At 59.4% G+C, this 25215-nt stretch carries 17 protein-coding genes; 12 read left to right on the top strand and 5 right to left on the bottom strand.

All coding sequences use genetic code 11. The features are described from left to right. The 4 genes from HY011_31720 to HY011_31735 form a co-directional block, all read left to right on the top strand. Nucleotides 1-649 (top strand): aldehyde dehydrogenase family protein (locus tag HY011_31720; GenBank protein ID MBI3427516.1); only part of this gene is annotated, 649 nt, incomplete at its 5' end. A 118-nt stretch (nt 650-767) separates the two neighbouring features. After that, nucleotides 768-1691, top strand: a complete 924-nt coding sequence (rnz, locus tag HY011_31725; GenBank protein ID MBI3427517.1) for a ribonuclease Z — start codon at nt 768-770, stop codon at nt 1689-1691. 141 nt (nt 1692-1832) lie between these two features. After that, the gene (locus tag HY011_31730; protein MBI3427518.1) at nt 1833-3119 is read left to right on the top strand and encodes an O-antigen ligase family protein; all 1287 of its coding nucleotides are present in this window, start codon (nt 1833-1835) and stop codon (nt 3117-3119) included. A 158-nt stretch (nt 3120-3277) separates the two neighbouring features. Then, nucleotides 3278-5050: a CocE/NonD family hydrolase gene (locus HY011_31735; GenBank protein ID MBI3427519.1), complete on the top strand. Its 1773-nt coding sequence runs from the start codon at nt 3278-3280 to the stop codon at nt 5048-5050. Between the two features lie 23 nt (nt 5051-5073). On the opposite strand, the gene HY011_31740 is transcribed toward HY011_31735, so the two are convergent. The 3 genes from HY011_31740 to HY011_31750 form a co-directional block, all read right to left on the bottom strand. Further along, the gene (locus tag HY011_31740; protein MBI3427520.1) at nt 5074-5832 is read right to left on the bottom strand and encodes a nucleotidyltransferase domain-containing protein; all 759 of its coding nucleotides are present in this window, start codon (nt 5830-5832) and stop codon (nt 5074-5076) included. Next, nucleotides 5813-6772, bottom strand: a complete 960-nt coding sequence (locus HY011_31745) for a nucleotidyltransferase domain-containing protein (protein MBI3427521.1) — start codon at nt 6770-6772, stop codon at nt 5813-5815. The genes HY011_31740 and HY011_31745 overlap by 20 nt, the downstream gene beginning before the upstream one ends. Before the next feature lie 99 nt (nt 6773-6871). Further along, a complete protein-coding gene (locus tag HY011_31750; protein ID MBI3427522.1) occupies nt 6872-8800 on the bottom strand; it encodes a protein kinase in 1929 nt (642 codons plus the stop codon). A gap of 394 nt (nt 8801-9194) precedes the next feature. Here HY011_31750 and HY011_31755 point away from each other — a divergent pair, with 394 nt between their 5' ends. The 7 genes from HY011_31755 (at nt 9195) to HY011_31785 (ending at nt 17441) form a co-directional block, all read left to right on the top strand. Further along, nucleotides 9195-11024 carry an ATP-binding cassette domain-containing protein gene (locus tag HY011_31755; GenBank protein MBI3427523.1) on the top strand — a complete coding sequence of 610 codons (1830 nt, stop codon included), beginning with the start codon at nt 9195-9197 and terminating at the stop codon, nt 11022-11024. A gap of 100 nt (nt 11025-11124) precedes the next feature. Continuing rightward, nucleotides 11125-11997 (top strand): YicC family protein, encoded by an 873-nt coding sequence (locus HY011_31760; GenBank protein MBI3427524.1) that lies wholly within the window; start codon nt 11125-11127, stop codon nt 11995-11997. Between the two features lie 11 nt (nt 11998-12008). Continuing rightward, a complete protein-coding gene (gene gmk, locus HY011_31765; GenBank protein MBI3427525.1) occupies nt 12009-12626 on the top strand; it encodes a guanylate kinase in 618 nt (205 codons plus the stop codon). A 17-nt stretch (nt 12627-12643) separates the two neighbouring features. Next, complete coding sequence (gene rpoZ, locus HY011_31770; GenBank protein MBI3427526.1) at nt 12644-12850, top strand: DNA-directed RNA polymerase subunit omega; 207 nt, start codon at nt 12644-12646, stop codon at nt 12848-12850. Nucleotides 12851-13134: 284 nt separating this feature from the next. Next, entirely contained in the window at nt 13135-14352 is a 1218-nt protein-coding gene (gene coaBC / locus HY011_31775; GenBank protein MBI3427527.1) for a bifunctional phosphopantothenoylcysteine decarboxylase/phosphopantothenate--cysteine ligase CoaBC, read from the top strand. Between the two features lie 14 nt (nt 14353-14366). Further along, the gene (locus HY011_31780) at nt 14367-15314 is read left to right on the top strand and encodes a uracil-DNA glycosylase (protein ID MBI3427528.1); all 948 of its coding nucleotides are present in this window, start codon (nt 14367-14369) and stop codon (nt 15312-15314) included. Between the two features lie 171 nt (nt 15315-15485). Beyond that, nucleotides 15486-17441 carry a CocE/NonD family hydrolase gene (locus HY011_31785; protein ID MBI3427529.1) on the top strand — a complete coding sequence of 652 codons (1956 nt, stop codon included), beginning with the start codon at nt 15486-15488 and terminating at the stop codon, nt 17439-17441. Between the two features lie 371 nt (nt 17442-17812). Here the strand turns inward: HY011_31785 and HY011_31790 are convergent, their stop codons facing one another. Both HY011_31790 and HY011_31795 read right to left on the bottom strand, forming a co-directional pair. Next, complete coding sequence (locus HY011_31790; GenBank protein ID MBI3427530.1) at nt 17813-19171, bottom strand: hypothetical protein; 1359 nt, start codon at nt 19169-19171, stop codon at nt 17813-17815. Continuing rightward, nucleotides 19168-21045, bottom strand: coding sequence for a hypothetical protein (locus tag HY011_31795; GenBank protein MBI3427531.1), 1878 nt, complete (start codon nt 21043-21045; stop codon nt 19168-19170). The genes HY011_31790 and HY011_31795 overlap by 4 nt, the downstream gene beginning before the upstream one ends. Before the next feature lie 837 nt (nt 21046-21882). On the opposite strand from HY011_31795, the gene HY011_31800 reads away from it, so the two are divergent. Then, nucleotides 21883-25023 carry a DUF4062 domain-containing protein gene (locus HY011_31800; protein ID MBI3427532.1) on the top strand — a complete coding sequence of 1047 codons (3141 nt, stop codon included), beginning with the start codon at nt 21883-21885 and terminating at the stop codon, nt 25021-25023. Nucleotides 25024-25215 lie beyond the last annotated feature (192 nt).

The following is a 25215-nucleotide window of genomic DNA, read 5'->3' on the forward strand; positions in this document are numbered from 1 at the left end:
CGGCCAGCGTTGCATGGCGGGCAGTATCGCGGTGGCCGTGGGCAAGGCGGGCGATCCACTGATTGAGAGCCTGGATGCGGCAGCTAAGCAGATGAGCGTCGGGCCGACCGACAACAACGATGCCGTAGGCATGGGGCCGGTCATTGACGCCGCCGCGCGCGACCGCATTCGCAGCTATATTGATGTTGGGTTGAAAGAGGGCGCGACGCTCGCTACGGATGGGCGCGGGGTGTTGCTGACCGAACAGACCGAGGGCTTTTTTGTCGGGCCGACGATCTTTGACCGCGTTGCGCCGGGGATGCAGCTTGCGCGTGATGAAATCTTCGGGCCGGTGTTATCGGTGATGCGAGTGGACGATCTGCAAACGGCCATCGAGCAAGCGAATCAATCGCAATACGGCAACGGCGCGGTGATCTTCACGCGCGACGGCGGGGCGGCGCGGACGTTTGCGCGCTACGTCAAATGCGGGATGATCGGTGTGAATGTGGGTGTACCTGCGCCGATGGCGGTGTTTCCGTTCACGGGCTGGAACCAGTCGTTCTTTGGCGATTTACACATTCAAGGTGTCGAGGGATTCCACTTTTACACACATAACAAAGTTGTCTTGACGAGATGGAACGACCCGGGTAAGCGCGTGTTGGGTTGGTAAGCCACGCAGAAGAGAGAGTACGGAACAAACGGAAATAACGGAACGGACGGAAGAATTTTGGGCTGGCTGGCTTCCATCGGTTCCGTTATTTCTGTTTGTTCCGTATGCTTTGGCCGCAATGAAAATAATTCCTTTGGGAACGAGTTCGGGCAAACCCACGCTGCACCGCAACGTCAGCGCGACGGCGGTGGTGGCCGAAGGTGAATGGTGGCTGTTCGATTGTGGCGAGGGCACGCAGACGCAAATTGTGCGCGCAGGGTTGTCAGTGCATCGGCTGGCCGGGGTTTTTATCACGCACTTGCACGGCGACCATTTCAATGGGTTGGCGGGCTTGCTCTCGACGATGGCGCTGGATAAGCGCGAGCGCGAATTGGTGGTCGCGGGGCCGCCGGGCATTCGCGAATACCTGGACACACTACGCCGGTTGAAGATTTTGTGGACGAACTATCCACTGGTGCTGTGCGAATACGGCAAGCCGGATTTTGCCGCCGAGGCGCAAATTCAGGTTTACGACTCAGAACGCTTTTACGTTGTGGCGCGTCCGCTGCATCATCGTATTTTCGCGCTGGGCTATCGCGTGCAGGAAAAAGACCGGCTGGGCAAGTTTGATCTGGAGCGCGCCAAAGAGTTGGGCGTTCCGCCGGGGCCGTTGTACGGCAAATTGCAACGGGGTGAAGCCGTCACCCTGCCCGATGGCCGCGTGATCGAATCGTGCGAAGTCGTCGGGGCGCCTCGGCCCGGCAACGCGGTTGCATACGTGCTGGACACGCGCCCCTGCGAGAACGCTGTGTTGCTGGCGCGTGACGTAGACTGGCTGATTCACGAGGCGACCTTTACGGAAGAGCTGTCGGACGAAGCCGAGCATTACGGCCATTCGACCGCGCAACAGGCGGCCCGCACGGCGCTGAATGCGGGCGCACATCGCTTGCTTATCACGCATTTCAGTTCGCGCTATCCCGACGCGACGCAGTTGTTGACTGAGGCGCGCGAAGTTTTTCCGGCCACGACGCTGGCGCGTGATTTGATGGAAATTGAAGTCTGATCACTCCCTGAATGGGTTGCCACAGAGGCACGGAGGCACAGAGTCAGGAATTGAGACGAGTCTCTCTTTTCTTCCTTGGTTTTCTCTGTGACTCTGTGACTCTGTGACTCTGTGGCAAAATTCGATTGTTTAACGCCCCGCATGAATGCCTCCTTTTTCAACCAATTCATTTACATCGCCTTGTTGTTGCTGCTGGTGCTGACGCCGCTGCCGTATGGCACGGTCGAAATCTGGTCAACGACGCTGTGGGAATTGCTCGTGTGCGCGCTCACGCTGTTTTGGGCGGGCGATGTCGTGCAAACAGGGCGGCTGATGCTGGCGCGCAATCCGTTGGCGCTGCCGTTGGTGGGGCTGTTGTTGCTGGCGGGGGCGCAACTGTTGCCGCTTTCTGCCGGTCGCCCGTTGACATACGACGCGTATGCGACGTGGCAGGCTGCCGTCAAAATTCTCGCGTCGTTGCTGTTCTTTTTGCTCTTCGCCACGTTTGTCAATACTGATGAGCGGCGGCGCACGGCGGCCAAAGTCGTGATCGGCGTCTGCACGTTGATTGCGCTCATTGCTATCGGACAAACCTATACGGGCAAAGTGCTGTGGCCGCGCGCAGCCTTAGGCCCGTTCGTCAATCGCAATCATTTCGCCGGTTTTCTTGAATTAGGCATCGGGCTGGCGGGCGGCTTGCTGGTCGGGCGCGGGACGCGGCGCGAATGGCTGGCGGTATATGCCAGCGCCTTACTGGTGTTGTGCGCGGGGTTGGTACTGTCGGCTTCACGCGGCGGATTTTTGGCGCTGGGCGCGGAATTGATTTTCCTGATCGTTATTGCCGCGCCGGGGTGGAACCGAGCACAAGGCGGTGAGAAATCGCGTGCGGGATTGCTGCTACGCGTTGTCGCTGCCTTATTGCTGGGTGCGGGGGCGATGGCGGGCGCGGTCTGGCTGGTCGGGTCGGAAGGGCTGGTCGCCAATTTTTCGCAATTGGAAAAAGAAACCCAACAGGAGAGCCTGGATAGATACAGCCGCCGGGACATCTGGCAAGCGAGTTGGGAAATCATCAAGGCGCATCCCATCGCAGGTGTAGGCTTGGGCGCATTTCAGTTTGCCTACACGCGCTATGACCGCAGTTCCGGCGCGCAACGCGTCGAGCAAGCGCACAACGATTATTTGCAGGTGCTGGCCGATGGCGGTGTGCTGGGCGGCGTGCTGGCACTGACCTTTCTCGAACTGCTTTTTCTGCATGGCTTCTTGCAGGCGAATTCGCGCGACCAACGACGGCGGGCCGTGGTGTTGGGCGCGCTGGCGGGATGTTTCGCCATCGCCGTGCACAGTTTCGTAGATTTCAATTTGCAAGTAACCGCGAACGCGCAGTCGTTTTTGGCGTTGTGCGCGCTGGCCACAACGCCGCTTGAGCGGGGGAGTCAGCGACGTGATTGAACACAGTACGGGGAGCGTGAGCGACCTGAGCCTTGGCCATTAAAGCTTTAAGGCATAACCAAACCGCATGAGGCCAAAGCTCAGGTCGCTTATGCTCCCCGTACTGTGTTACCGCCTACCTCCCTCTATGATCCTTTGAACCAGAAAGCGTGGACACGATGAAAACCAAATCCATCACTCGTCTCATTGCCCAACTTTGGCTGACTGTATTGCTGTCCGCCATTGCCTTTGCGCAAGCCCTTGCGCCTGCCGCGCCTTATGTCGTCACAGTGCAAACCAATGTACGCGCCCGGATGCGCGATGGCGTGGCGCTGGTTTGCGACATTTACCGCCCATTGGCTGACGGCAAGTTTCCTGTCTTGCTGACGCGCACGCCTTACAACCGCAAAGACCCCGCGACGGGGATGTATCTGGCGTCGCACGGTTACATTGCGATTCTGCAAGACACGCGCGGGCGTTTCGATTCCGAAGGTGAGTTTTATCCGTTCCGTTACGAGGCGAATGACGGCTACGACACGATTGAATGGGCGGCGGCGTTGCCGTATGCCGATGGCAAGGTCGGCACCTTCGGCGGTTCGTATGTCGGCGCGACGCAGATGCTGGCGGCTTCGACCAGTCCGCCGCATCTGACGGGCATTTTCCCTTACGTCACGGCGATGGAGTATTACGAGGGCTGGACGTATGAGGGCGGCGCGCTGATGCAATGGTTCACCGAATCGTGGACTTCCGGCTTGGTCGTAGACACGGTGACGCGCAAGACCTCCGCGCTCCAACGCCCACGCCAATGGGCCGAGCAGTTGCCCGTCGAGGAATATCGCCTGTTCAACCTGCCCACGCCCGCCGAAGTTGCGCCGTACTTCCGCGATTGGGTCGAACACGAGACCGACGACGAGTATTGGAAGGCGATCAAGATCTCTGCGCATTACGGCAAGATGAACGTCAAGGCGCTGCACGCGGGCGGCTGGCACGACATCTTCAGCGGCGGCTCGATTCGCAATTTCATGCGCTTGCAAAAAGAAGCGCCGACTGCCGAAGCACGCGCCGGGCAACGCTTGCTCTTTGGCCCCTGGGCGCACGCGGCGACTTCGCCCGAAGGCAAGATCGGCGATGTGACCTTTGGCAAACAGGCCGTGCTGGATATGAACGCCACCATCGTCAAATGGTACGACTATGTGTTGAAGGGCAAGCAGAACGAATTCGCCACGGGCGCGCCGGTCAAAATCTTCGTGCTGGGCGACAACGTCTGGCGCGACGAAAAGGAATTCCCGCTGGCGCGCACCCAATACACCAAATACTTTTTGCACGCGGGCAAAGGCGCGAATTCAGTCAGCGGCGACGGCGTGATTTCGACTGAGCTGCCGAAAGTGGAAAAGCCCGATATGTTTGAATATGACCCGGCCAGTCCGGTGCGCACCATCGGCGGACGGCTGTGTTGCGGCGGGTTGGTGCCAGGCCCGTTCGATCAAAGCCCGAACGAGTCGCGCCCGGACGTGCTGGTTTATTCGACGCCGCCGCTCGCGCACGACACAGAAGTGACGGGCTTTATCACGGCGGAACTCTATGCGGCGACATCGGCGGCAGATACCGATTTCACGGCGCTGATTGTGGACGTGGATGAAAAGGGCTACGCGCGTTATCTGGGCGACGGCATCATCCGCGCGCGCTATCGCAATGGGACGGCGAAGGCGGAAATGATCGAACCGGGCAAGGTCTACAAATACACGCTCGATCTGTGGGCGACCAGCAACGTGTTCAAGGCCGGGCACCGCATCCGCGTGTATGTTTCCAGCAGCAACTTCCCGCGCTTCAGCCGCAATTTGAATACGGGCGAGAAGACGTTCGGCAGTACGGCAATGGTGAAGGCGAAGCAGACGATTTATCACGATGCCGAGCATCCGTCGGCGCTGGTGTTGCCGGTGATTCCGCGTTGATCGAAAACGGGGCTACGATCTTGCTATTTTAGACGAACACGAATGAGCAGATCGTGCAGCGCGGGTTTCGCACTTGGGGCTTCGGGTAGCGAACTGTTCTGAAAAGCTTCTTCCAACTGGCTTCTCAGGCGCGCGTATTCATTTGCATGAAAGGCGATGTCCGCATCATCCAGCGCGCCGTGCTCAGGCCCAGCAAGTTTGCGCGCGATTAGGTCTTTCAGGTAAGGCAGGTTGAATTCAGCGTTGAGCCTGACCAGATTGGCTTCGATGTTGCCCGTGCGCATGAGATGAATGCCGGTCAGCAAGACGCGATACACATACAAGAGTGGTTTGACGCGGCGCGGACGTTCCTTCTCGAACAGCTTCCATTGCGTTTCGGCAAAGCCGAGGTAGTGATGGCTATGGTGGCGCGTGATGCAGCCTTGGGCAATTTCCTTCAGTTCTTCGTGTGCTGGCGTCGTATGTAAAACCAGCGGTGAATAAAGCTGCTCCAACACGTAACCATTCTTTTTCAGCAACAGGCCGAGGAACTTTTTGACATCGTGCGTGACCAGATCAATTTCCAGCCCGTTGCGCAGTTCAGAAACTTCGATGGTTTCTTGCGGCTCATACAAGCCAAGCACTTCAGCGGCAGGCAAAATATGCACGCCGCGCAAATCATAATCAGAGTCTGGTGAGGGAAAGCCGTACAAATGCGCGCCGCTGATCGTGGCAAAGAGCAACGGATACGGCTGCGCGGCGATTTCAGCTTGGACGCGCGCATCAATCTGGATTGGCTGCATTCGGCCACTCTCCCTTCACCATCGCCCGCCGCGCCTTCAACAAAAACGCATTGGCCTTAGCGTAAGCGGGTTGTTCGGGCAGGCGCGTGAAATTGAGCGCGCCGTCGAATTCCTGGTGCAGCCGCAAGCGCAAGGCGTTGACCTCTTCCCACGCCACCTCGCCATTGCGAATCGCCAGCAATTCATCGCGCTGCGCGCCAACGTGGACGGGTACCTGGCCGTCGCGCAGTGTGCCGATGCCGGCATACAACAGGCGGATGAGGTGCATCGCATGCTTCCATTTGAGGCTGCCGTGCGCGCGCATATCCTGTTCGAGCTTTTTGAATTGCGACATCACGTAGCCGTTGTAGGTTTGGTAAACCAGTTGCGAGAGGAAGGCCTCGCGCATGTCCAGCAACTCTGCGGCCAGCGGGGTCGCGTGTTCGACCAGCGGCGTATAAAGGCATTCCAGAATGTTCGGATTGGCCTTGAGCGCGAGCAGCAAAAACTTTTGCAACTCCCAATAACACTCCTCGGTTTCCTGGTTCTCAAGCTGTTCAGGCACGCCGTACAGCGACCAGTGCAGATCGGCGGGCGGCAGGTAAATGCCGCGCCGGTCGGTGTCGGAATGTTCGTGTTCCAATCCGTAGGCACGCGAACCGACGACGCAGCGATAGATCACAAATTCGCGCAGATCGTATTCGGCCAGCGCGTCGCCGCTGACGTGCAAACCGGCTTGTTGATGTTGCTTGCGGATGGTTAGTTCGTGGCGTTGCAACGCGGCTTCGACACCATTGGCGAAGAGGATGCGATAGGTGTGCTGCTGATCAAGCGGTGCGTGGGTGACCACACCGACTGCGCCGCGCGGGCAGAGCAGATTGCCGGCGGCATCCAGAATTTCGACACGCGCGACGATTTGGGTGCCGGCGGGGATGATGAACTGGGGATTGGGAGTATGCAGATTAGTCACGGATTTTGCTGAACCGCGAAATGACGAAGAGCACGCAAACAACCGAAATTGTTTTACGTGCTCGGCGTGGTTTTTCAATGTGTTGCCAGTTCAAGGTTGAGGGGTGGGTGTCGGTTTGGGCAACGAGGAGCGCGGTCGCGCGGCGGCGTCGGGCGCTTTCTCGCCCAGGTCTTCGCGCACTTCGCCTTTCAGCTCGCGCGCGGGTTCCTTGTTGATTTCCTGTTTCACGGACACGGGCGAAATCAAGGGGGTGTTGGCGGTTGAGGTAAGCCGCGCATGGGCTTCGCGCCAACCTGTTTGCGCGAGTTTGGAAGTGGGGCGCAATTTGAGTGCTTCGGCAAAGCGCTGTTGCGCTTCGCTGAAACGCGCTTCGGCCAGGGCCGCGCGGGCGTTGGTGAGTATCCCTTGAAAGAGCCGCAAATTGGCGACGTGTGCGCGCGCGGCGGCGAAAGGAACGCTCGGATTGACCGCCAGGAATTCTTCGTAAGCGCGAATGGCCTCGCTATAACGCTCTTGCTGTTCGGCCTGGCGCGCCAAATTCAAGGCCGGCGTATTGGGTATCGCGCTGGCCGGTTTGGGTGATGGCAAGGTTTGGACGGCGCGCGGCGGCGTAGCCGCTGGCAAGGTTTCCGCTGGTTCTGAAGCCAACACTGTGGCGGGTGTGGTTGCCGCCTGCTGCGCAAGGTCGTGCCGGGTCATATCCGAAGCGCGACCCTCATTGCTGCTGGGCGAAGAAAAGAAATACGCGCCCGCCAAAGTGCCGATCAGCAATGAAGCAATGGCGAACGGGATCAACCACCATTCGCGGCGCGGTTTGCTGATCTCGGCGAATTGCGGCGGCGCGACATTGACGGGGATCGCCCGAGGCAGCGCGGAGGTTGGTTGATTGGCAAACGCCGCCGAGTTGCGACGCCGCGGTTCGACCCACGAAACCTGATTGGGCGCGGGCAGGTCGGGCGGCAAAAGCTGCGGTTTGACCACTGGTGGCGCTGATTGCGTCACGGGCCGGAGTGCTTGCTGCGGCGGACGTGGCAGCCCCGCAGGCAGTGTGATTGGCGGCGTGGGCAGCGGCAGCATCTCGTTGGGGACTGTGCCTCTGAGCGCGCCTTTCAACGTATCCATGCGCGAAGTCAATTCGCTGGAATTGATTTGCGGCTCGCACTCATGCAGCGCGCGCAACAACTCGGTGGCGGAGGCATAACGTTCTTTGGGATTGCGTTTGATCGCTTTGGCAATCACCAGTGCCAGTTGCGGCGGCACATCGGGGCGAATCTGAGTCAGCGACTGCGCCTCGGCTTCGCCATTCAAGCGCCGCACATCCAAGGCCGCGCTGGCTGACCAATTGGTGAACGGCACGCGCCCGGTGAGCATTTCATAAAAGGTCGCGCCCAGGCTGTAAATATCCGAACACGCATCGGGCGTCACCCCACGCATCTGTTCCGGCGCCAGGTACTCGCTCTCTTGCACGTAAACGGCGGCCACTGCCTTGCGGCCCTCACCGCCGAGCACTTTGTTGACAATGCTGAAATCGGTCACGCGCAAACGCCCGCGCTGATCAAGCATGAGATTGCTGGGTTTGATGTCGCCGTGCATCAGGCCCGTGCGCTGAAAATCGGATTGATCCAGATAGGTAAAGCGATGCGCATAGTCCAACGCCCCCAGCACCTGCTTGACCAGAAAGACGGCCTGCGCCACGTTCGGCACGCCTTGCCGGTTGAGCAAATCGCGCAAACTGGAACCCGGCACGAACTCCTGAATGAGGTAAAAGCGGTCTTCCACATACAAGAAGTCGTACACCTGCACGATGTTTGGGTGTTGCAGTTGGCGTTGCACAAAAACTTCGCGGCGGAAGCGGGCTTTGAGTTGCGTTTGGGTGGACGCCGGAAAGACGGTGAGGTTGATGGTCTTGATCACGACCTCGCGTGTTTGATCTACACTTTGCCCACGATAGATCGGTCCCAGACGCCCTTGCGCCAATTCGCCAGTAATTTGATAGTTGCCAATGAGTTTACCAATCATTGCCATCACGCTTCGGAATAAACGTTAAGCTGGGCCTTCGTGGGGCGACTGCTGCTATTGTGACAGATAAGGGTAACGGGGGTGGACGCGCGCAGTCTACGCAAAGGCTTGCGAAAAGGCAAAAGTCCTGCGGCAAAAGCGGACGCCGCCGTGCATTTTTTGGCGGGTTTCCAAAGCGCACGAAGTTTTTGCAAGCAACCAGCCGCAGCTTAACGCCGGCAGACGCGGCAGCGTGGCAGGTTTGAGCAGCGTCTTGCGGCGCGCCGCTGCGGCCAGTTCGGGCTTTTGACCGCAGCTTGCACGCCCTGCACTCGACTTCTATAATCCGCCCTTTCTTAAAGGCAGGTTGGCACGACGATGGAGCGGCCTGCGGCCCCGCAACGTCAGAATCAAGATGACCGAATTCACCAGACTGTTACGCTTCCTGACTCCCTATCGCGCAATCTTTGCATTGTCGGTGGTGTTGATGGTGGCGACCGGTTTGCTCGAAGGGGCCACCACGCTCTTGCTGGTGCCGATCTTTGAATTGATGTCCAACGCGCCCGTGGCGGCGGCGGCGCGCACCTGGGTAGACCTGCGTAACTGGTTGCCGGTGGGCAGTCTGGACAACTGGAATGTCATCGCCGCGTTGCTCGTGGGCTTCACCCTGGCGAAGGGTTTGACCGAATACTTTTCCTCTTATTCGATGAGCTACATCGGCCAGCACGTGATCGCCGATGTGCGCCAGACGCTCTATGACCATTTGCAGCGGCAAGCCGCGCCGTTTTTTGGCAAGCACCCGACCAACGAATTGACCGCGCATCTGGTCAGCGATGCCGCGCTGGTCGAACGTTCGGTCAGCGACACGTTGCGCGATCTGTTGCGCGAATCGGTGACGATGGTCGTTTATCTGGTGCTGCTGTTTAGCCTGAATTGGCGGCTGGCGGCGGCGATCCTGCTCTTAGCTCCACCGGTCGCGTATCTGACCAACACGTTCAACCGCAAGCTGCGCAAACACGTCAACTCGCGCCAGGAAAGCAGCGCCGCGATGCTGGACGTTGCCCAAGAGGCGCTTTCATCGCAGCGTGTGGTCAAGGCTTTTGGGATGGAGGCCTACGAAAGCGAACGTTTTGGCCGCGTGACGCGCAAGCAGATGAAAGACCAGTTGCGGGCCATGCGCATTTATTTCGTCTCGCCGATTGTGCTCGAAACCATCGGCATCGTCGCGCTGGCGCTGCTGCTGATTTACGCGCAACAGAGCATGCGCAAAGACGAAATGACCATCGGCACCTTCGTCACGTTTCTGTTTGCTATGTTCAAAAGCTATGACCCGATTCGCCGCTTGAGCCGCTTGCAGCACGACTTGCAGCAGGGTCTGGCTTCGGCGGCGCGTATTTTCAAACTGCTGGACGAACAGGCCGAGATGCGCGACAGACCCAACGCGCGCGAATTGCAACGCTTTGAACACACGCTTGAGTTTCATAACGTGAGTTTCAGCTACGGCGCAGGCTTTGACCTGCCGGTGCTCGAAGATGTTTCGTTCACCGTGCGCGCGGGCGAAATGCTCGCCATCGTCGGCCACAGCGGCGCGGGCAAGAGCACGCTGACAAATTTGCTGTTGCGCTTTTATGACGTCACCGACGGCCAGGTGCTGCTTGACGGCACGGATGTGCGCGATTTGAAACTGGCTGCGTTGCGGCGGCAGATGGCGATGGTCACGCAAGACGTGAACCTGTTCAATGACACCGTGCGCGCCAACATTGCCTATGGTGCCTATGGCCGTCACGACAACGACGCCGCGATCAAACAGGCGGCCCAGGCGGCGCTGGCCGATGAATTCATCACCAAGTTGCCCGCAGGCTATGATACCGTGGTCGGCGAACGGGGCTTGATCCTGTCGGGTGGTCAACGCCAACGCCTCGCCATTGCGCGGGCCATTCTGAAAGACGCGCCGATTTTGATTCTGGACGAAGCGACCAGCGCGCTCGACACCGAAAGCGAACGGCTGGTGCAACACGCGCTCAACAACCTGATGCAAGGGCGCACGACCATCGTGATTGCGCATCGCCTCTCAACCGTGCGGCGGGCCGACCGCATTCTGGTGATGGATGCCGGACGCATCGCCGAAACTGGTACGCACGAAGAATTACTGGCGCGCGATGGAATTTATCGGCGCTTGTATGAGCTGCAATTCGCGGAGGAGGATGTGGATGCCGCCCGGTTTGCGGCAGTCGCACTAACTTGAGAATGAGGAGAGATTACGGAACAGGCGGAAGAAATAATAGCCTGACACTTTCCGTTTGTTCCGTCTGTTCCGTAAGCTCTCCTCCCCACTGAGGAAGACAATGCTCAAAAGTATGACAGGCTACGGCAAAGGTACCGTGACGGGTGAGAATTTCACCGTGACGGTGGACATGCGCTCGGTCAACAACCGCAACCTGGACATTCATTGGCGCGCGCCGCAAGACCTCGCGCCGTTGGAAATTCCGTTGAAAAAACAGGTTCAAGCCGTCCTCGCGCGTGGGCGTGTAGACGTGAACGTCAGCTTCCAACAGACCGGCGACACCACGTTTGAATTGAATCGCCCTTTGATTCGCGGCTACCTCGAAGCCATGCGCCTGATGCGCGATGAATTCGGCCTGTCCGGCGAACCTGATCTGGCGGCGCTGGCCCGATTGCCCAATGTGCTGATTGCGCCGACCAGCAACACGCTCAACGATACCGTCTTGCAAGGCATCGAAGCCGCCCTGACCCAGGCGCTGACGGCGCTGGTGGCGATGCGCGCCGTCGAAGGCCACGAGTTGCAAAAGGAACTGTTGAGCCGCGTTGACCGCATCGAAAAGAACGTCACGATCATCGAAGCCAACGCGGGCAGCATTGCCGACTTTTACCGCGAGAAGCTGCAAAAGCGGCTGAGCGAGGTGCTCGAAAAAGCCGTCGTGGATGAAGCGCGGCTGGCGCAGGAAGTCGCCTATCTGGCTGAACGCTGTGACATCAGCGAAGAGATCGCGCGCCTGAACAGTCATCTAGTCCAGTTGCGCGAGTTAATTAGTGGCGATGGCGAAATCGGCAAGAAACTCGATTTTCTGTTGCAGGAAACCAATCGCGAGGCCAACACGATCTTGTCCAAGGCTTCCGAGTTGGAAATCTGTGACGCCGCGATTGACATCAAGACGGAAGTCGAAAAACTGCGCGAGCAGGCCAACAACGTCGAATAATGTTGGGAGTGATGCAGGGGAACTTAATCATCGTTTCCGCCCCGTCAGGCGCGGGGAAAACCACGTTGGTGAGCGCCGTGCTGGCAGACCTGCCGCGTGTCAGTCCGTCAGTCTCTTATACTTCACGCCCACCGCGCAGCGGCGAACTGGACGGTCTGCACTATCATTTCGTCACGCGCGCGGATTTTACCGCCATGATCGAACAGGGCGAGTTCTTGGAATGGGCCGAAGTCCACGGGAATTTTTATGGCACTTCGCGTGTTTATGTTGAAAAGTTACGGGCGGCTGGCGAGGATGTCATTCTGACGATTGATGTGCAGGGCGCGACGCAAACACGCCGCCTTTTCCCCGACGCCGTCGGCGTCTTTATCATGCCGCCTTCTTATCAGGCGATGCGCGCGCGGTTGGGTGAGCGCGGGGCCAATCGCGGCGCGGATTTGGCCTTGCGCCTGCAAAATGCGCGGGCTGAAATCGCGGAATGCGCAAATTTTGATTACGTTATCATCAACGACGAAGTGGAACCGGCGGTCGCCGAATTGGCGGCCATCATCCTGGCCGAGCGCTGCCGTTGCACACGACGCCAAGCCGAACTCGAACGTATTCGGCAAACTTTTGAGTCAACTATCTAACTGGAGGTAATCGCAGCATGAGCGACAACACTGAGAACAATAACGTCACCACCATTGACAGCAAATACCGCAAAATCCTGATCGCGGCCAAACGCAGTAAGCAATTGCAAAAGGGCGCGCGCGCGCGCGTCAGCGTGCCCAACGCCAAGACCACGCGCGTCGCGCTGGCCGAGTTGGAACGCGGTTTGGTGGATTTTGAATTGACCGAAAAGGTCGAGAAATAGTCACGATGGGGTGACGGGGAGATAGGGCGCGATAAATGAAGGGTGCGCGTAAGGCGGCTGGTCCGTATGCTTTTAAGCAGAGCATTCTTTATTCTCAATTCTTCATTCTGAGGCAGCGGCCACACTGGCCTAGCACCGCTTTGCCTAAGAATGGAGAATTGAGAATGGCCGTGGCCCAAGGCTGATAGGGCTGCTGAGTTACGCACACTCTTCAGATAAATAATCCCCCGTCGCTTCGTCCCACCGCCGCCCCGTCCCCGCTTCTCCCCGTCTCTTCCTGAATTATGGCTGCCAAAGTTCTGCTCGGCGTCACCGGTTGCATCGGCGCTTACAAAGCTGCCGAAGTCTTGCGCGGCTTGCAAAAAGCTGGTGTTGAGGTGCGCGTGATGATGACGCGGCACGCCACCGAATTCATTGCGCCACTGACGTTCGAGGCGCTCTCTGGTTACCCGGTTATCGTCGAGATGTTCGACCGGCCCAGCCACGCCGAGATCGAACACATCAGCCTGGCGCGTTGGGCCGAGTTGATTCTGATCGCGCCCGCCACCGCCAATTGCCTGGCCAAATTCGCCCACGGCCTGGCCGACGATTTCCTTTCGACGGTTTATCTCTCGAACACAAATCCGGTAATGATTGCACCCGCGATGAATGTCGAGATGTGGCAGCACGCGGCGACACAAGCCAATCTGGCCACATTGAAAACGCGCGGTGTGCACCTCATCGAGCCGGGCAGCGGTTACCAAGCCTGTGGCGAAATCGGCGCGGGACGTTTGGCTGAACCGGCAGAAATCGTGGCGCGCGCGCTCGCCAATCTCAAATCTCAAATCTCAAATCTCAAATTGCAAGATTTGACGGGCGAACACATCCTGCTCACCGCTGGCCCCACCGTCGAAGACCTCGACCCGGTGCGTTTCATCACCAACCGTTCCTCCGGCAAGATGGGCTATGCGTTGGCTGTGGCCGCCCAGGCACGCGGCGCGCGCGTCACGCTGGTTTCCGGGCCGACGCGCTTGCCACCGCCCGCCCACGTCGAAACCATCAATGTGCGTTCGACGCGCGAGATGTATGACGCCGTGCTCAGCCGCCTGTCTGACGCGACGGTCTTTATCGGCTGCGCCGCCGTCGCCGATTTTCGGCCCGCGCAAAAGGCCGACAACAAGATCAAAAAACTAGGCCGTACCAACATCACGCTCGAACTCGAAACGACCGAAGACATCATTGCCGCAGTCGGGGCCGCCCCGAATCCGAATCACCGCCTTGTGATTGGCTTTGCCGCCGAATCGCAGGAGTTGCTCGCTTACGCCGAGCGCAAGTTACGCGAAAAAGGCCTGGACGCCATTGTCGCCAACGACATCACGCGGCAGGATGCCGGATTTGACACCGACACCAATGCCGCCACGATTTTGCGCCGCGATGGTTCGCGTACAGAATTGCCGTTGCAGGACAAACGTGCGCTGGCGGAACGCGTGTTGGACGAGCTTCCGCGCCTGCGCAAGGTTTGAAAGGGGTTGCTGTTATGGATGCACGTGACGAGTTTCTGGAATTGGTGCGACAGGCCAAAGAGCATTTGCGCTATTACCAGGAACTGGGCGTCACAGCGCTGGGCGATACTGAGCGGCTGGCCGCAGTTGCCGCCATCGCTAAAACCGCGCTGCCCGCGCCAGTCGAATTGAAGACGCCAGCCCCGCAAGCTGAGTTGACGGTGCCCACTTCACCTGTGCCAACATTGCCAACGCTGCCAGCATTGCCAACATTGATGGCAATGCCGGAACCCCCACTGCTGACCCTCCCCTTAACAACATTGGAAGCTATGCCCAAATCAGAAGACGCACCATTGCTTTTCGGAGAGCTGGAACCGGCTCCCCAAGCTGCGGCTGCCGCTGCTGCGCCGGTCAATGAAACGCTCGAAGACATACGCCGCGAAATGGGCGATTGCCAGCGTTGCAAGCTCTGGTCAACGCGCACCAATCTCGTCTTTGGCGAAGGCAGTCCAACCGCGCAACTGATGTTCGTCGGCGAAGGGCCGGGGGCGGACGAAGACGCTTCGGGCCGTCCTTTCGTAGGCCGCGCGGGCCAACTCTTAACCAAGATGATCGAAGCGATTGATTTGAAACGCGAGCAGGTTTACATCGCCAATGTCGTCAAATCGCGCCCGCCCGGCAATCGCACGCCCGAGGCCGATGAGGTCAAAGCGTGCAAGCCGTTCCTGCTGCGCCAAATTGCCTGCATCAAACCGAAGCTCATCGTCACGCTGGGCAATCCGGCGACGCAATCATTGCTCGAAACCAAAGTCGGCATCACGCGTTTGCGCGGCGAAGTGCAGACCTATCCGCACCTGCCCGGTGTCAAAGTGATTCCGACCTTTCACCCGGCCTATCTGTTGCGCTCGCCCGACAAGAAACGCGAGGCCTGGGACGATTTGAAAAAGGTGCGCGCTTTTTTGCGCGGCGAGTTGGAGGGCTGAGCGATACCTTCTCTTCACTGATCGAACTTGAGCAAGGTGTGGTGCGGGTTCTTTACCCGCACCACACCTTTGCAGTTCACTGCCTATGCCCTGTTGGCGCAGTTTGAACGCAGACCAACCATTAACGACCAGGATTAACCGAGAGGAAAGCGTATGAAGCAGAAGCGAATGATGGCGACGTTACTCGTCCTATGCGCGGTTTTAGGAACCGGCAGCGCCTTCGCGCAAACTCCCACCCCGCAGAAGAAGTATCCGGGCTTGCCCAGCGAGACGCCGGATAACCTAGTGCCGACCAACGACGGCTTCGATTACGTCAAACGCGACGTGATGATTCCGATGCGTGACGGCGTAAAGCTGCACACGGTCGTCCTCGTGCCGAAGGGCGCACAAGGCGCGCCGATTCTGCTGACGCGCACGCCATACAACGCGACCGAACTCACCAGTCACGCGGCCAGTTCGCATCTCGGCCCGATCCTGACCGGCTATGACAATGCTGTTGACGTGATCGTCGAGGGCGGCTACATCCGCGCGGTGCAGGACATTCGCGGCAAATACGGCTCCGAAGGCGATTACGTGATGAATCGCCCACTGCACGGGCCGCTCAATCCGACGCCCGTAGATCACGCGACTGACACCTACGACACGATTGATTGGCTGGTCAAAAACACGCCAGAGAGTAACGGCAAGGTCGGCATCCTCGGTATTTCTTACGACGGCTTTCTGCCGTTGATGGCGCTGTTCAATCCGCATCCGGCGCTCAAGGTATCCGTGCCGATGAATCCAATGGTAGACGGCTGGATGGGCGATGACTGGTTTCACAACGGCGCGTTCCGGCAGCAGAACATGCCTTACATCTACGAACAGGTCGGCACGCGCGCCAACGAGGCCAAGTGGTGGACGAGCCATTTCGACGATTACGACATGTTCATGCAGGCGGGTTCAGCCGGTGAACTGGGACGGCGGCGCGGACTGGAACAGATCGGTTTCTGGCGCAAGATTTTGGAGCATCCGAGTTACGACGCCTTCTGGCAGCAGCAGGCGATGGACAAACTGTTGGCGGCGCAACCGCTGAAGGTGCCGGTGATGCTGGTGCACAGCCTCTGGGATCAGGAAGACATTTACGGCGACATCGCCGTTTATAAGGCGCTCAAGCCCAAGGACACCAACAATGACAAGATCTATTTGGTGCTAGGCCCCTGGCATCACGGGCAGGAAATCCAGGATGGCAGCACGCTCGGTGCGTTGAAATTTGGCAGCGACACCGCGCTTACCTTTCGGCAGGAAGTGCTGCGTCCCTTTCTTGATCACTTTTTGAAAGACGACGCGCGCCCTTCATCAAAGCCGGATGTCGCCTCGGTCACAGCGTTTGAGACGGGCACGAATAAGTGGCGGCGGCTACCCGCCTGGCCCGCTGGATGCCCGAATGGCTGCACGATCAAACCAACGCCGCTGTATTTGAACGCTGGTCTCAAGCTGGGCTACGTCGCGCCGAAAGCCGGCGACGCGATGTTTGAAGAATACGTTTCTGATCCCGCCAAGCCCGTCCCGTTTCGCGCGCGCCCGAATCGGCCCACCGGCTACACCGCCGAACTGACGTGGTGGCGCTGGCTGGTGGACGATCAACGTGAATCATCGGGCCGCCCGGATGTGGTTTCGTTCGTCACAGACGCGCTGACCGCACCAGTAAAAATCAGCGGCCAGCCGATTGCGAACCTGATCGTTTCGACCAGCGGCACCGATTCCGATTGGGTGGTCAAGCTGATTGATGTCTATCCCGACGAAGTCGCCGGTCAGCCGGAAATGGGCGGCTATCAACTAATGATCGCCGCCGACATCTTTCGTGGGCGTTACCGCGAGAGCTTCGAGACGCCCAAGCCCCTCGAAGCGGGCAAGCCCTTGCCGTATCGTTTCACCTTGCCGACGGCCAATCACGTCTTCCTGCCGGGGCATCGGTTGATGGTGCAGATTCAATCCAGTTGGTTCCCGCTCTACGACCGCAATCCGCAGACCTTCGTGCCGAATATCTTTTGGGCGAAGCCAGGCGATTACCACAAGGCTACGCAGCGCGTTTATCACGCGCCGGGACAGGCGACGTTGGTGGAATTGCCGCTGGTCAGCACGCCGTAAAAGCAATTTTGATTTTTGAACTTGGCCAGCCACAGACGCTGTGGCCATAGTTTTTAAGAAAAGAATTTCCGAAAAGTCCCAAAGGGACGACCAGCCCACAGCCCAGGGTGAAGCCCTGGAGAGTCGTGCAATGGTTGTGCGAAGCCCTGAAAGGGCGCCAGCCAAGCTGCCGCTGCCGCCCTTTCAGGGCTTCGCACAATGACTCAATGTGTTTCCTGGGGCTGCAACCCCAGGCTGTTGGCTGACGCTCCGTTGGAGCTTGCTACGGAAATTCTTTTTCTTGAAGTCTATAGCCGTGCGTGTGAGAGAGAAAAGCGGGATGTTCAACCCTTCGAATGGTGGAAGCCCTGTCAGTAAATCGGCAGGGGTAATCAAATGGGAATTTTGGTTTCAACGTAAAGCGCTGCGCGGGTGATGCCCTGCGGATCGGGTACGTCTGCTTGATCGCTACGCACCACTTTGCCCGTCTTCCGCAGGGCGGTGAGCAATTCTGCTTTTGGGATGAACTTGAACGTGCTGATGGGGCGCAGTGAGGCCATCGCCAAAAACTTCTTGCCGAGCACTTCTTCCACAAACATTTTGGGCGTCGCATTGTGACTGCCGTGATGACCGACTTTGTAGAAATTGGTTTTTTCCAGCAGCGCCCGCCATTCCGGATCATCCAACGCCGCTTTCCAGGTTCCCCATTGCGCGTCGCCGGGAAAGAGCAGATACGCTTTCCCGATTTGCAGCATCAGCATCAGGCTCGTCCCGTTGACGGCCTGCTCAAGCGCCACCGCGACGCCGAACTCGGTGCCATCGCCGATGTTGTTGATGCGGCCAAGCTCGCTGGCTTTGAGGATTTGTTGTCCGGGATCAAACTGCTTGGGGGAAACCTCCCAGTCTTTGTGAAAAGGTAAGAATGGTTCGCCATCACCCGGCGCGGCCTCTGCCAGGCGCAGATAACTTTGTCCCTTGGGCGGGTCCATATCACGGATGATCTCTTCGTCGTGCGAAGGCCCCATCACATGCGCCGTGACACCGGGCAGCAGCGCCGGTTCAAGCGTGTTGCGGTCGCGTTGCTTGTAAGGCAAAAAACGGCGGGGCGCTTTGGAGCCGCGCGCGAAGCCTTCGTGCAAGGTGCGCATCGCTTCGGCATTGGTCAGCGAGTTGCTGACGAACTCTTTCAAGCTCTGTGTCTCTTTGGTCTTGCTGGCGCTCAGGCCCTTGTCCAGCAAGAGCCGTGTCAGCGCGGCATCGAGGTGCTTCCCGATTTTACTTTGCTTCTCTCGGATCTTTTTCGCCAGCTCATCTTTGGGGTCTTCCGTCCAAGGCATCCAAACCTCGGCGACCTCGACCGTTTCCCATAACTCATTCTCAAAACCGACGACGTGATCGCGATGCCGGTGGGTGGCAATCACCAAATCAATGCGGGGCGTGCCGTCCGCCTCGGTAACATCCGCCACGATCTGCTGGACGATGCGCGAAACCGGCACGCCGGGAATCTGCCCGGACAGATGCACACCGCAGTCCACCAGAATCTTGCGCGGCCGGTCGGCGGCGGGGATCGTCAAGAGAAACGAGTCGCCAAAGCCGATGTTGTACATGCGGATGGTCACTTGCTTCCCCGCCACTGGCGGCAGTCCGGCGGTGGCGGCAGGCGCTTTCTTGGTGGCCTTCTTCGACGCCTTTTTCGTTGCCTTTTTCGCTGTGAGTTTTTTGGCGGTGGTTTTTTTCGTGGTTGGACTCATCGGATGATCTCGCTGTGTAATGAAGAGAAGTTCATGGTTTGGGCGATGCGGGTTTTGAAGTACCGGTCATCGGCCCAGGCGAGTTGCGGATTGGCACGGTCACACGTTTCGACAAACGCCTGCTGGCGCTCTAGGCGCACTTTGGCCTCGCGTTGTTTGGCCTGACTGATTTTGCGCGAGGGGAGCGGTTTGGAAATGACGTAGCGCACTTTCCCATCGGCTGCCGCCACGACCGTCGCGCCGCCACGCACGGGGACACCGCCAAAACGTCCGTCCAAGGTTTCATCTTTCTGCGTAAACTGTGCCACCATTTCAACCAACAGTTGGCCCCGCGGATTGACGCGGAAGACCGGATGGAATCCCGCCACGGTAATCTTCCGGGCCGGGTCAAGGCCCAGTTTCGCGGCCACGCCGGGCGTGCGGATATACGCCTCTAACATGACTCGCACCTCACCCCGCATCTCGATGGCTTCTTCTTCCCACGCTGGCGCACTTTCCGAGAGATCAATTTCCCGCTCGGATTCGGCGGAGTAATAAGCAGGCTTGCTGAAAGGCGTCACGCGATTGAACTCATACGCGCTTTCCAGCAGCGATTTGATCGTGAAGAGCTTGTCTATGGGAAAGTCGGGCAGTTCATTGGCTTCGACACCGCCCCAGAGCAGCGATCCTTCCGCGAGGGAATTGACAAAATCCGGGTAAATGCCGCGCAGGCGGAAGGCTTCGATCAGATCGGCGCGCTGGCCGAATTCGTCGGCGGGTGAGAGTTCAAAGTCCGCCGTCACCAGAGCGCGCAAGTAATCGCCGAAGGTGATGTCCACCGGCGGCAGGTACTCAAAGGCGCGGATGCACATGCTCAGCAGCGATTGGGCTGTGCGCGACGCCTCGGTCGCAATGCGATTGACCAAATCCGGATGCAAGTCGCCAGCCGGCAGTTGACCGGTGCCGCCGGTCGCAATCCGAATCAGGTCTTTGATGCGGCGTTGATAGGTTCTGAAGAACGCATCAAACACCGCCGCCACCAAAATCGCGCCGCGCTCGTGCGGTTCCTCCATCGTTTGATAGAGCGTCGGATCAATCGGGCGGCGCGTGCCGTCGCTGTCCACCGCCGTCCGCAGCGCCGCGCCGCCGCCGGTGGCGTAACCGAACTCGCTGGCCAAATCCACGAGCGGCGTGGGATTCCGCAGGTCGCTGCGCGTGTCCTGAATCACCCGGCGCAGAATGTCTTGAAAAGAAAAGTGCTGGAAGATGGCCACAATGTCCGAGAAGCCTTCGTGAAAGGCCGCGACATCGCGATTGCTCGGCTCCATGAAATGCTTGCGCAGCCGGTCTACCATCGCGTGCGTCATCTCGTGCGCAATGATGTCGTGCGACAAACAGGTGAAGACCGTTTGGCCGGGCAGCGTCGGGCCGGGGTTATTCCGGTCAGCCGGAAAATAGCCGAAGAGCACGGCCAGCAGCCGCGAATCATAAAAGGCGTTTGCGCCCTGAAAGGCGTGCGGAATCAGGCGCAACCGGCGGCTGCTGCGAAACTGGAAGCGCCGTCCGAGCGCGCGGTCGAAATTCTCAATGACTTTCATGGCGACGGCGTAAACCATTTGTTGATGAAAGCGCGGATCGGATTCCGCCGGGTCGAGTCCCCCTTGGATGAGGATCGCACTGTCATCGAGGTTGATCGGTTTGTAGAAGCAGCGATTGGCTCCGTCATAGTCAATGACTTCGAGACGCGAACCCTGTGGCCCGCGCGTGAGCGGTTCATATTCGACTTCGACGGTGATGCGGTTTTCCGCCGTGCGGCCCAGCGTGGGGTCAAAAGCGAAAATCTTGAGCGGGCGTCGCGCGGGCGGCGGCTGAACATAATCAAGCGAACGTTTCATTGGAAAGCACTCCTTGGTAAAGAGCCTGCAATAGGACTGAGCCGTACTACGAAAGTGGATGGCCTGCTGCGCAAAAAAAACTTGTTTGGCATGGTCAAGTTGACGGCGGCAATCTAATCCGAAATCCAGCGGATGTCTATAAAAGCTGTGCCGTCGGGTGTCCATCAAAGTTTTGCGCTGGGGAGTTTTGAGGGAAAGGGGCGGCTGGCGCGCGCGTAGCGCAACCTGCCGAGGTTGCGCGGTGTTGCAAGTGAAGCCTTGGCCTTAGTCGTGACACCGCGCAACCTCGCCAGCATTGGTATCTACTCCTGTTTTCAGCCCCAAAGGGGCAGCAGCCTATAGCCCAGGGAGAAGCCCTGGGTAGCCGCGAAATGTTTCGACCAGCCCTGAAAGGGCGAAAGCCAATCGTTGCGCTGTCGCCCTTTCAGGGCTTACGGATGATTGATCGCCTTTCCCAGGGAGAAGCCCTGGGTAGCCGCGAAATGTTTCGACCAGCCCTGAAAGGGCGAAAGCCAACCGTTGCGCTGTCGCCCTTTCAGGGCTTACGGATGATTGATCGCCTTTCCCAGGGCTTCTCCCTGGGCTATGGCTGCTGCCCCTTTGGGGCAAAGAGTTTTCCATCACTTGTGTAGATACCAATGCTCAGCAGGTTACGCTACGCACACCGCAGCCGCCCGGCTTGCCTTTGTTTAAAACTCTGACGCAACCCGCTTGCGCGCCCTGGTCATAGACGTGCGAGTTGTCCTGTGTACAATGCCAGCGCGCAGGCCGCTGCTCTTCCTCGTGCTGCCCCGGCGGTTGCGCCCTGCACCCAATTGAAAGCCGAAGGGGTTTACCATGAAAGCCAGACCGACCATTTTCATCAGCGGCGTCTCGCACGAGTTCGGTGCGTTCCGCGACGCGGTGGAAAGCGAAATCAAGAAGAAGGGCTGCTATGCCGAGAATCAGCCCAACTTCCACACCGATCACACCACTGTCGAAGAAATGCTGCGCCGCCGCTTGCACGACGCTGATGCCGTGATCCACCTCGCGGGCTTTCGCTTTGGCGCGGAGCCGAACGAGCGACCGCCAGATACACCGTTAGACGCGCCGCGCCGTTCCTACACGCAGATGGAATTCGACATCGCGCGCGAATTGCAGAAGCCGGTTTATGTTTTTCTCTCAGCCGCTGCCACCGTTCGCCAGCCAGCCAAGCCGGACGAGCAAGCCGAAGATGCCGCAGCCGTAGCCTTTCAACTGGCGCATCGCGCGGCCATTCAAAACACGAATCAGCTTTACTACTTCTTCAAAGACCAGGCCGAACTCTGCAAGCTGGTCGCTGAGATTCCCATCGTGCATGGCGCGGAGTTCAAGGCCGACATCTCGCGCATCGTCAGATACGCCCCCGACGAACTCATTGGTCGCGAAGCTGAAACCGAACTGCTCAACGAGGCTTGGGCGCAAGCCCTGGGTACGCACGGCTTCCAGTGTGCGGGACTGATTCAAAGACGCAATGAATCCCACTGCGCCACTCGCCAAGCCTGCACGCTGGAAGCGGTGCGTACCCAGGGGCGTCCGCACATCCTGACGTTCGTAGCGCTGGGCGGCGAAGGGAAGACTTCGCTCGTAGCCAAGTGGGCCGCTGAACTCGCCGCGCAAGACTGGCCGGGGTGCGACGCCGCGTTCGCGTGGTCGTTTTACAGCCAGGGCACGCGCGATCAAGTCGCCGCTTCGTCCGATCTGTTTCTCAACGAAGCGCTCACTTTCTTCGGCGATGCCGCGATGGCGAACAGTCCGGCGGGCGCGTTCGACAAAGGGCGGCGGCTGGCGCAACTCGTCGGCGAACGGCGCGCGTTGCTCATCCTCGACGGCGTGGAGCCGTTGCAATATACGCCCGGCCCGCCGCTCGACGGTAAGCTCAAAGACGAAGGCATCGCCGCCTTGCTCAAAGGCCTCGCCGCCCAGAGCCGTGGCCTGTGTGTAGTAACTACGCGCTATTCGCTGCCCGACTTGAAGGCGTTTTGGCAGACCACCGCGCCGCAACACACGCTGTTGCGCCTGTCGCAAGCGGCGGGCGTAGCCTTGCTGCTGAAACTCGGCGTGCGCAAAGCAAGCGGTACGTCGGCGGAATTCGAGCAACTGGTCGAAGACGTGAAAGGCCACGCACTGACCTTGAACCTGTTGGGCACGTACCTGCGCGACGCCCACGCCGGAGACCTCCGCCGCCGCGACCTGATTAAACTGGAAGAAGCCGACGCCGAAGAGCAGGGCGGCCACGCCTTTCGCGTGATCGAGGCGTATGTGCGTTCGTTTGAGGACGCGAGCCAGACGGCGGAAGCGCAGGCGAAAGGCCGCCGCGCCCTCGCGTTGCTCAAATTGCTCGGCCTGTTCGACCGGCCCGCGACGGCGGATTGCCTGCGCGCGTTGTGGGAAGGCAAACCGATCACCGGCTTGACCGAACTGCTTTTCACGACGGAAACGAAATGGTTCGGGCTGAAACAAACCCACCAGCCCATCAGCGAGGCGCAACGCAACCTGTCGCTCAAACGGTTGGAAGACGCGAAGCTGCTGACGGTCAACCGGGCGGAAGGTTCCGGCAAACTGCTGGCGCTGGATGCGCATCCGCTGCTGCGGGAATACTTCGCCCGGCGCGTGCGCGACGAACAACCCGACGCCTGGCGCGCCGCGCATCGGCGGCTTTACGAACAACTTTGCGCGACGACCTCGGATCAGAAGGACGAACCCACGCTCGAAGACCTGCAACCGCTTTACCAGGCCTTAGCCCACGGCTGCCAGGCGGGGTTGCAGCAAGAGGCGTGTGAAGAAGTCTATCGTGATCGTATCGTGCGCTTGAACGAATACTACAGCTTAAAGAAACTCGGCGCGCTCGGTTCCGACTTGGGCGCAGTCATCTGTTTCTTCGAGACCCCGTGGAGCCGCGTCTCGCCCGCGCTCACGGAAGCCGACCAAGCCTGGCTGCTGAACGAAGCCGCCTTCCGCCTGCGCGCCCTGGGTCGGCTGACCGAGTCTCTCGAACCGATGCGGGCTGGGATGGAGTTGGAAGCCAGCAAGGAGCACTGGGAAAACGCCGCGATTGGTGCGAGCAACCTGAGCGAGTTGGAACTGACGCTGGGCGAGGTGGCCGGGGCGGTGGGGAACACCGCGCAGTCCGTGCAGTACGCCGACCGCAGCGGCGATGCGTTTCAGCGGTATAGCAAGCGCACGACCCATGCCAACGCCCTGCACCAGGCAGGCCGCCGGGACGAGGCGGCAGCGCGCTTCCGCGAGGCCGAGCAGATGCAGGCCGATGACCAGCCCGACTACCCGCTGCTGTATTCAATGCGAGGCTTCCGGTATTGCGACCTGCTGCTGGCGGAGGCGGAGCGGGCAGCTTGGGAGAAGTCGGAAGTCGGAAGTCGGAAGTCGGAATTGATTGCGGCGTGCCGCGCCGTTTCAAAGCGCGCGGCGCAGACGCTCAAGATTGCCGAGCGGAACAACCTGTCGCTCCTCACCATCGCCCTCGACCACCTCACCATGGGCTGCGCGGCGCTTTACACGGCGATTCTCGAATCTTCCGACTTCCGACTTCCGACTTCCGACTTCTCTCACATTGAATCCGCCGTGTCCGGCCTCCGCCGCGCTGGTCAGCAAGACGAACTCCCGCGCGGCCTGCTCACCCGCGCCTGGCTGCGGCATCTGACCGGCGCGCGCAGTTGCGAACAGGCTGGCCCCGACAGCGCGCAAAGCGACTTGGACGAAGCCTGGGACATCGCCACGCGCGGTGGGATGCGCTTGTTCCAGGCGGACATTCACCTGTACCGGGCACGCTTGTTTGGGGCTGGGGGCTGGGGGCTAGGGACTGGCGAGCAGTATCCGTGGGTGTCGCCGCAGCATGATCTGGACGAGGCGGAGAAGTTGATCAACCAGTGCGGCTATGGCCGTCGCCGTGAAGAACTCGCCGACGCCAAAGCGGCGCTGCGCGGTAGCGCCGTGTCGTGAGTTTGGAACATAAGCCCGCCCAGCCAGACTGCGACAAGCGCCGTGTCGGTAGCCCGGCTGACGGTCGGGCTACCGACACGGCGCTTTTACCGTAACCCCCAATTGCAAACTGAGCTAGAGCGGTTTGCAGTTGCGTTTACGGGAGTCAGTTGACGCTGGGACAGTACCGCGCGCGTGAGCAAGCGGCGCGTC

This window comes from Acidobacteriota bacterium (assembly GCA_016196035.1).
In the GTDB taxonomy this organism is placed as follows: domain Bacteria; phylum Acidobacteriota; class Blastocatellia; order RBC074; family RBC074; genus JACPYM01.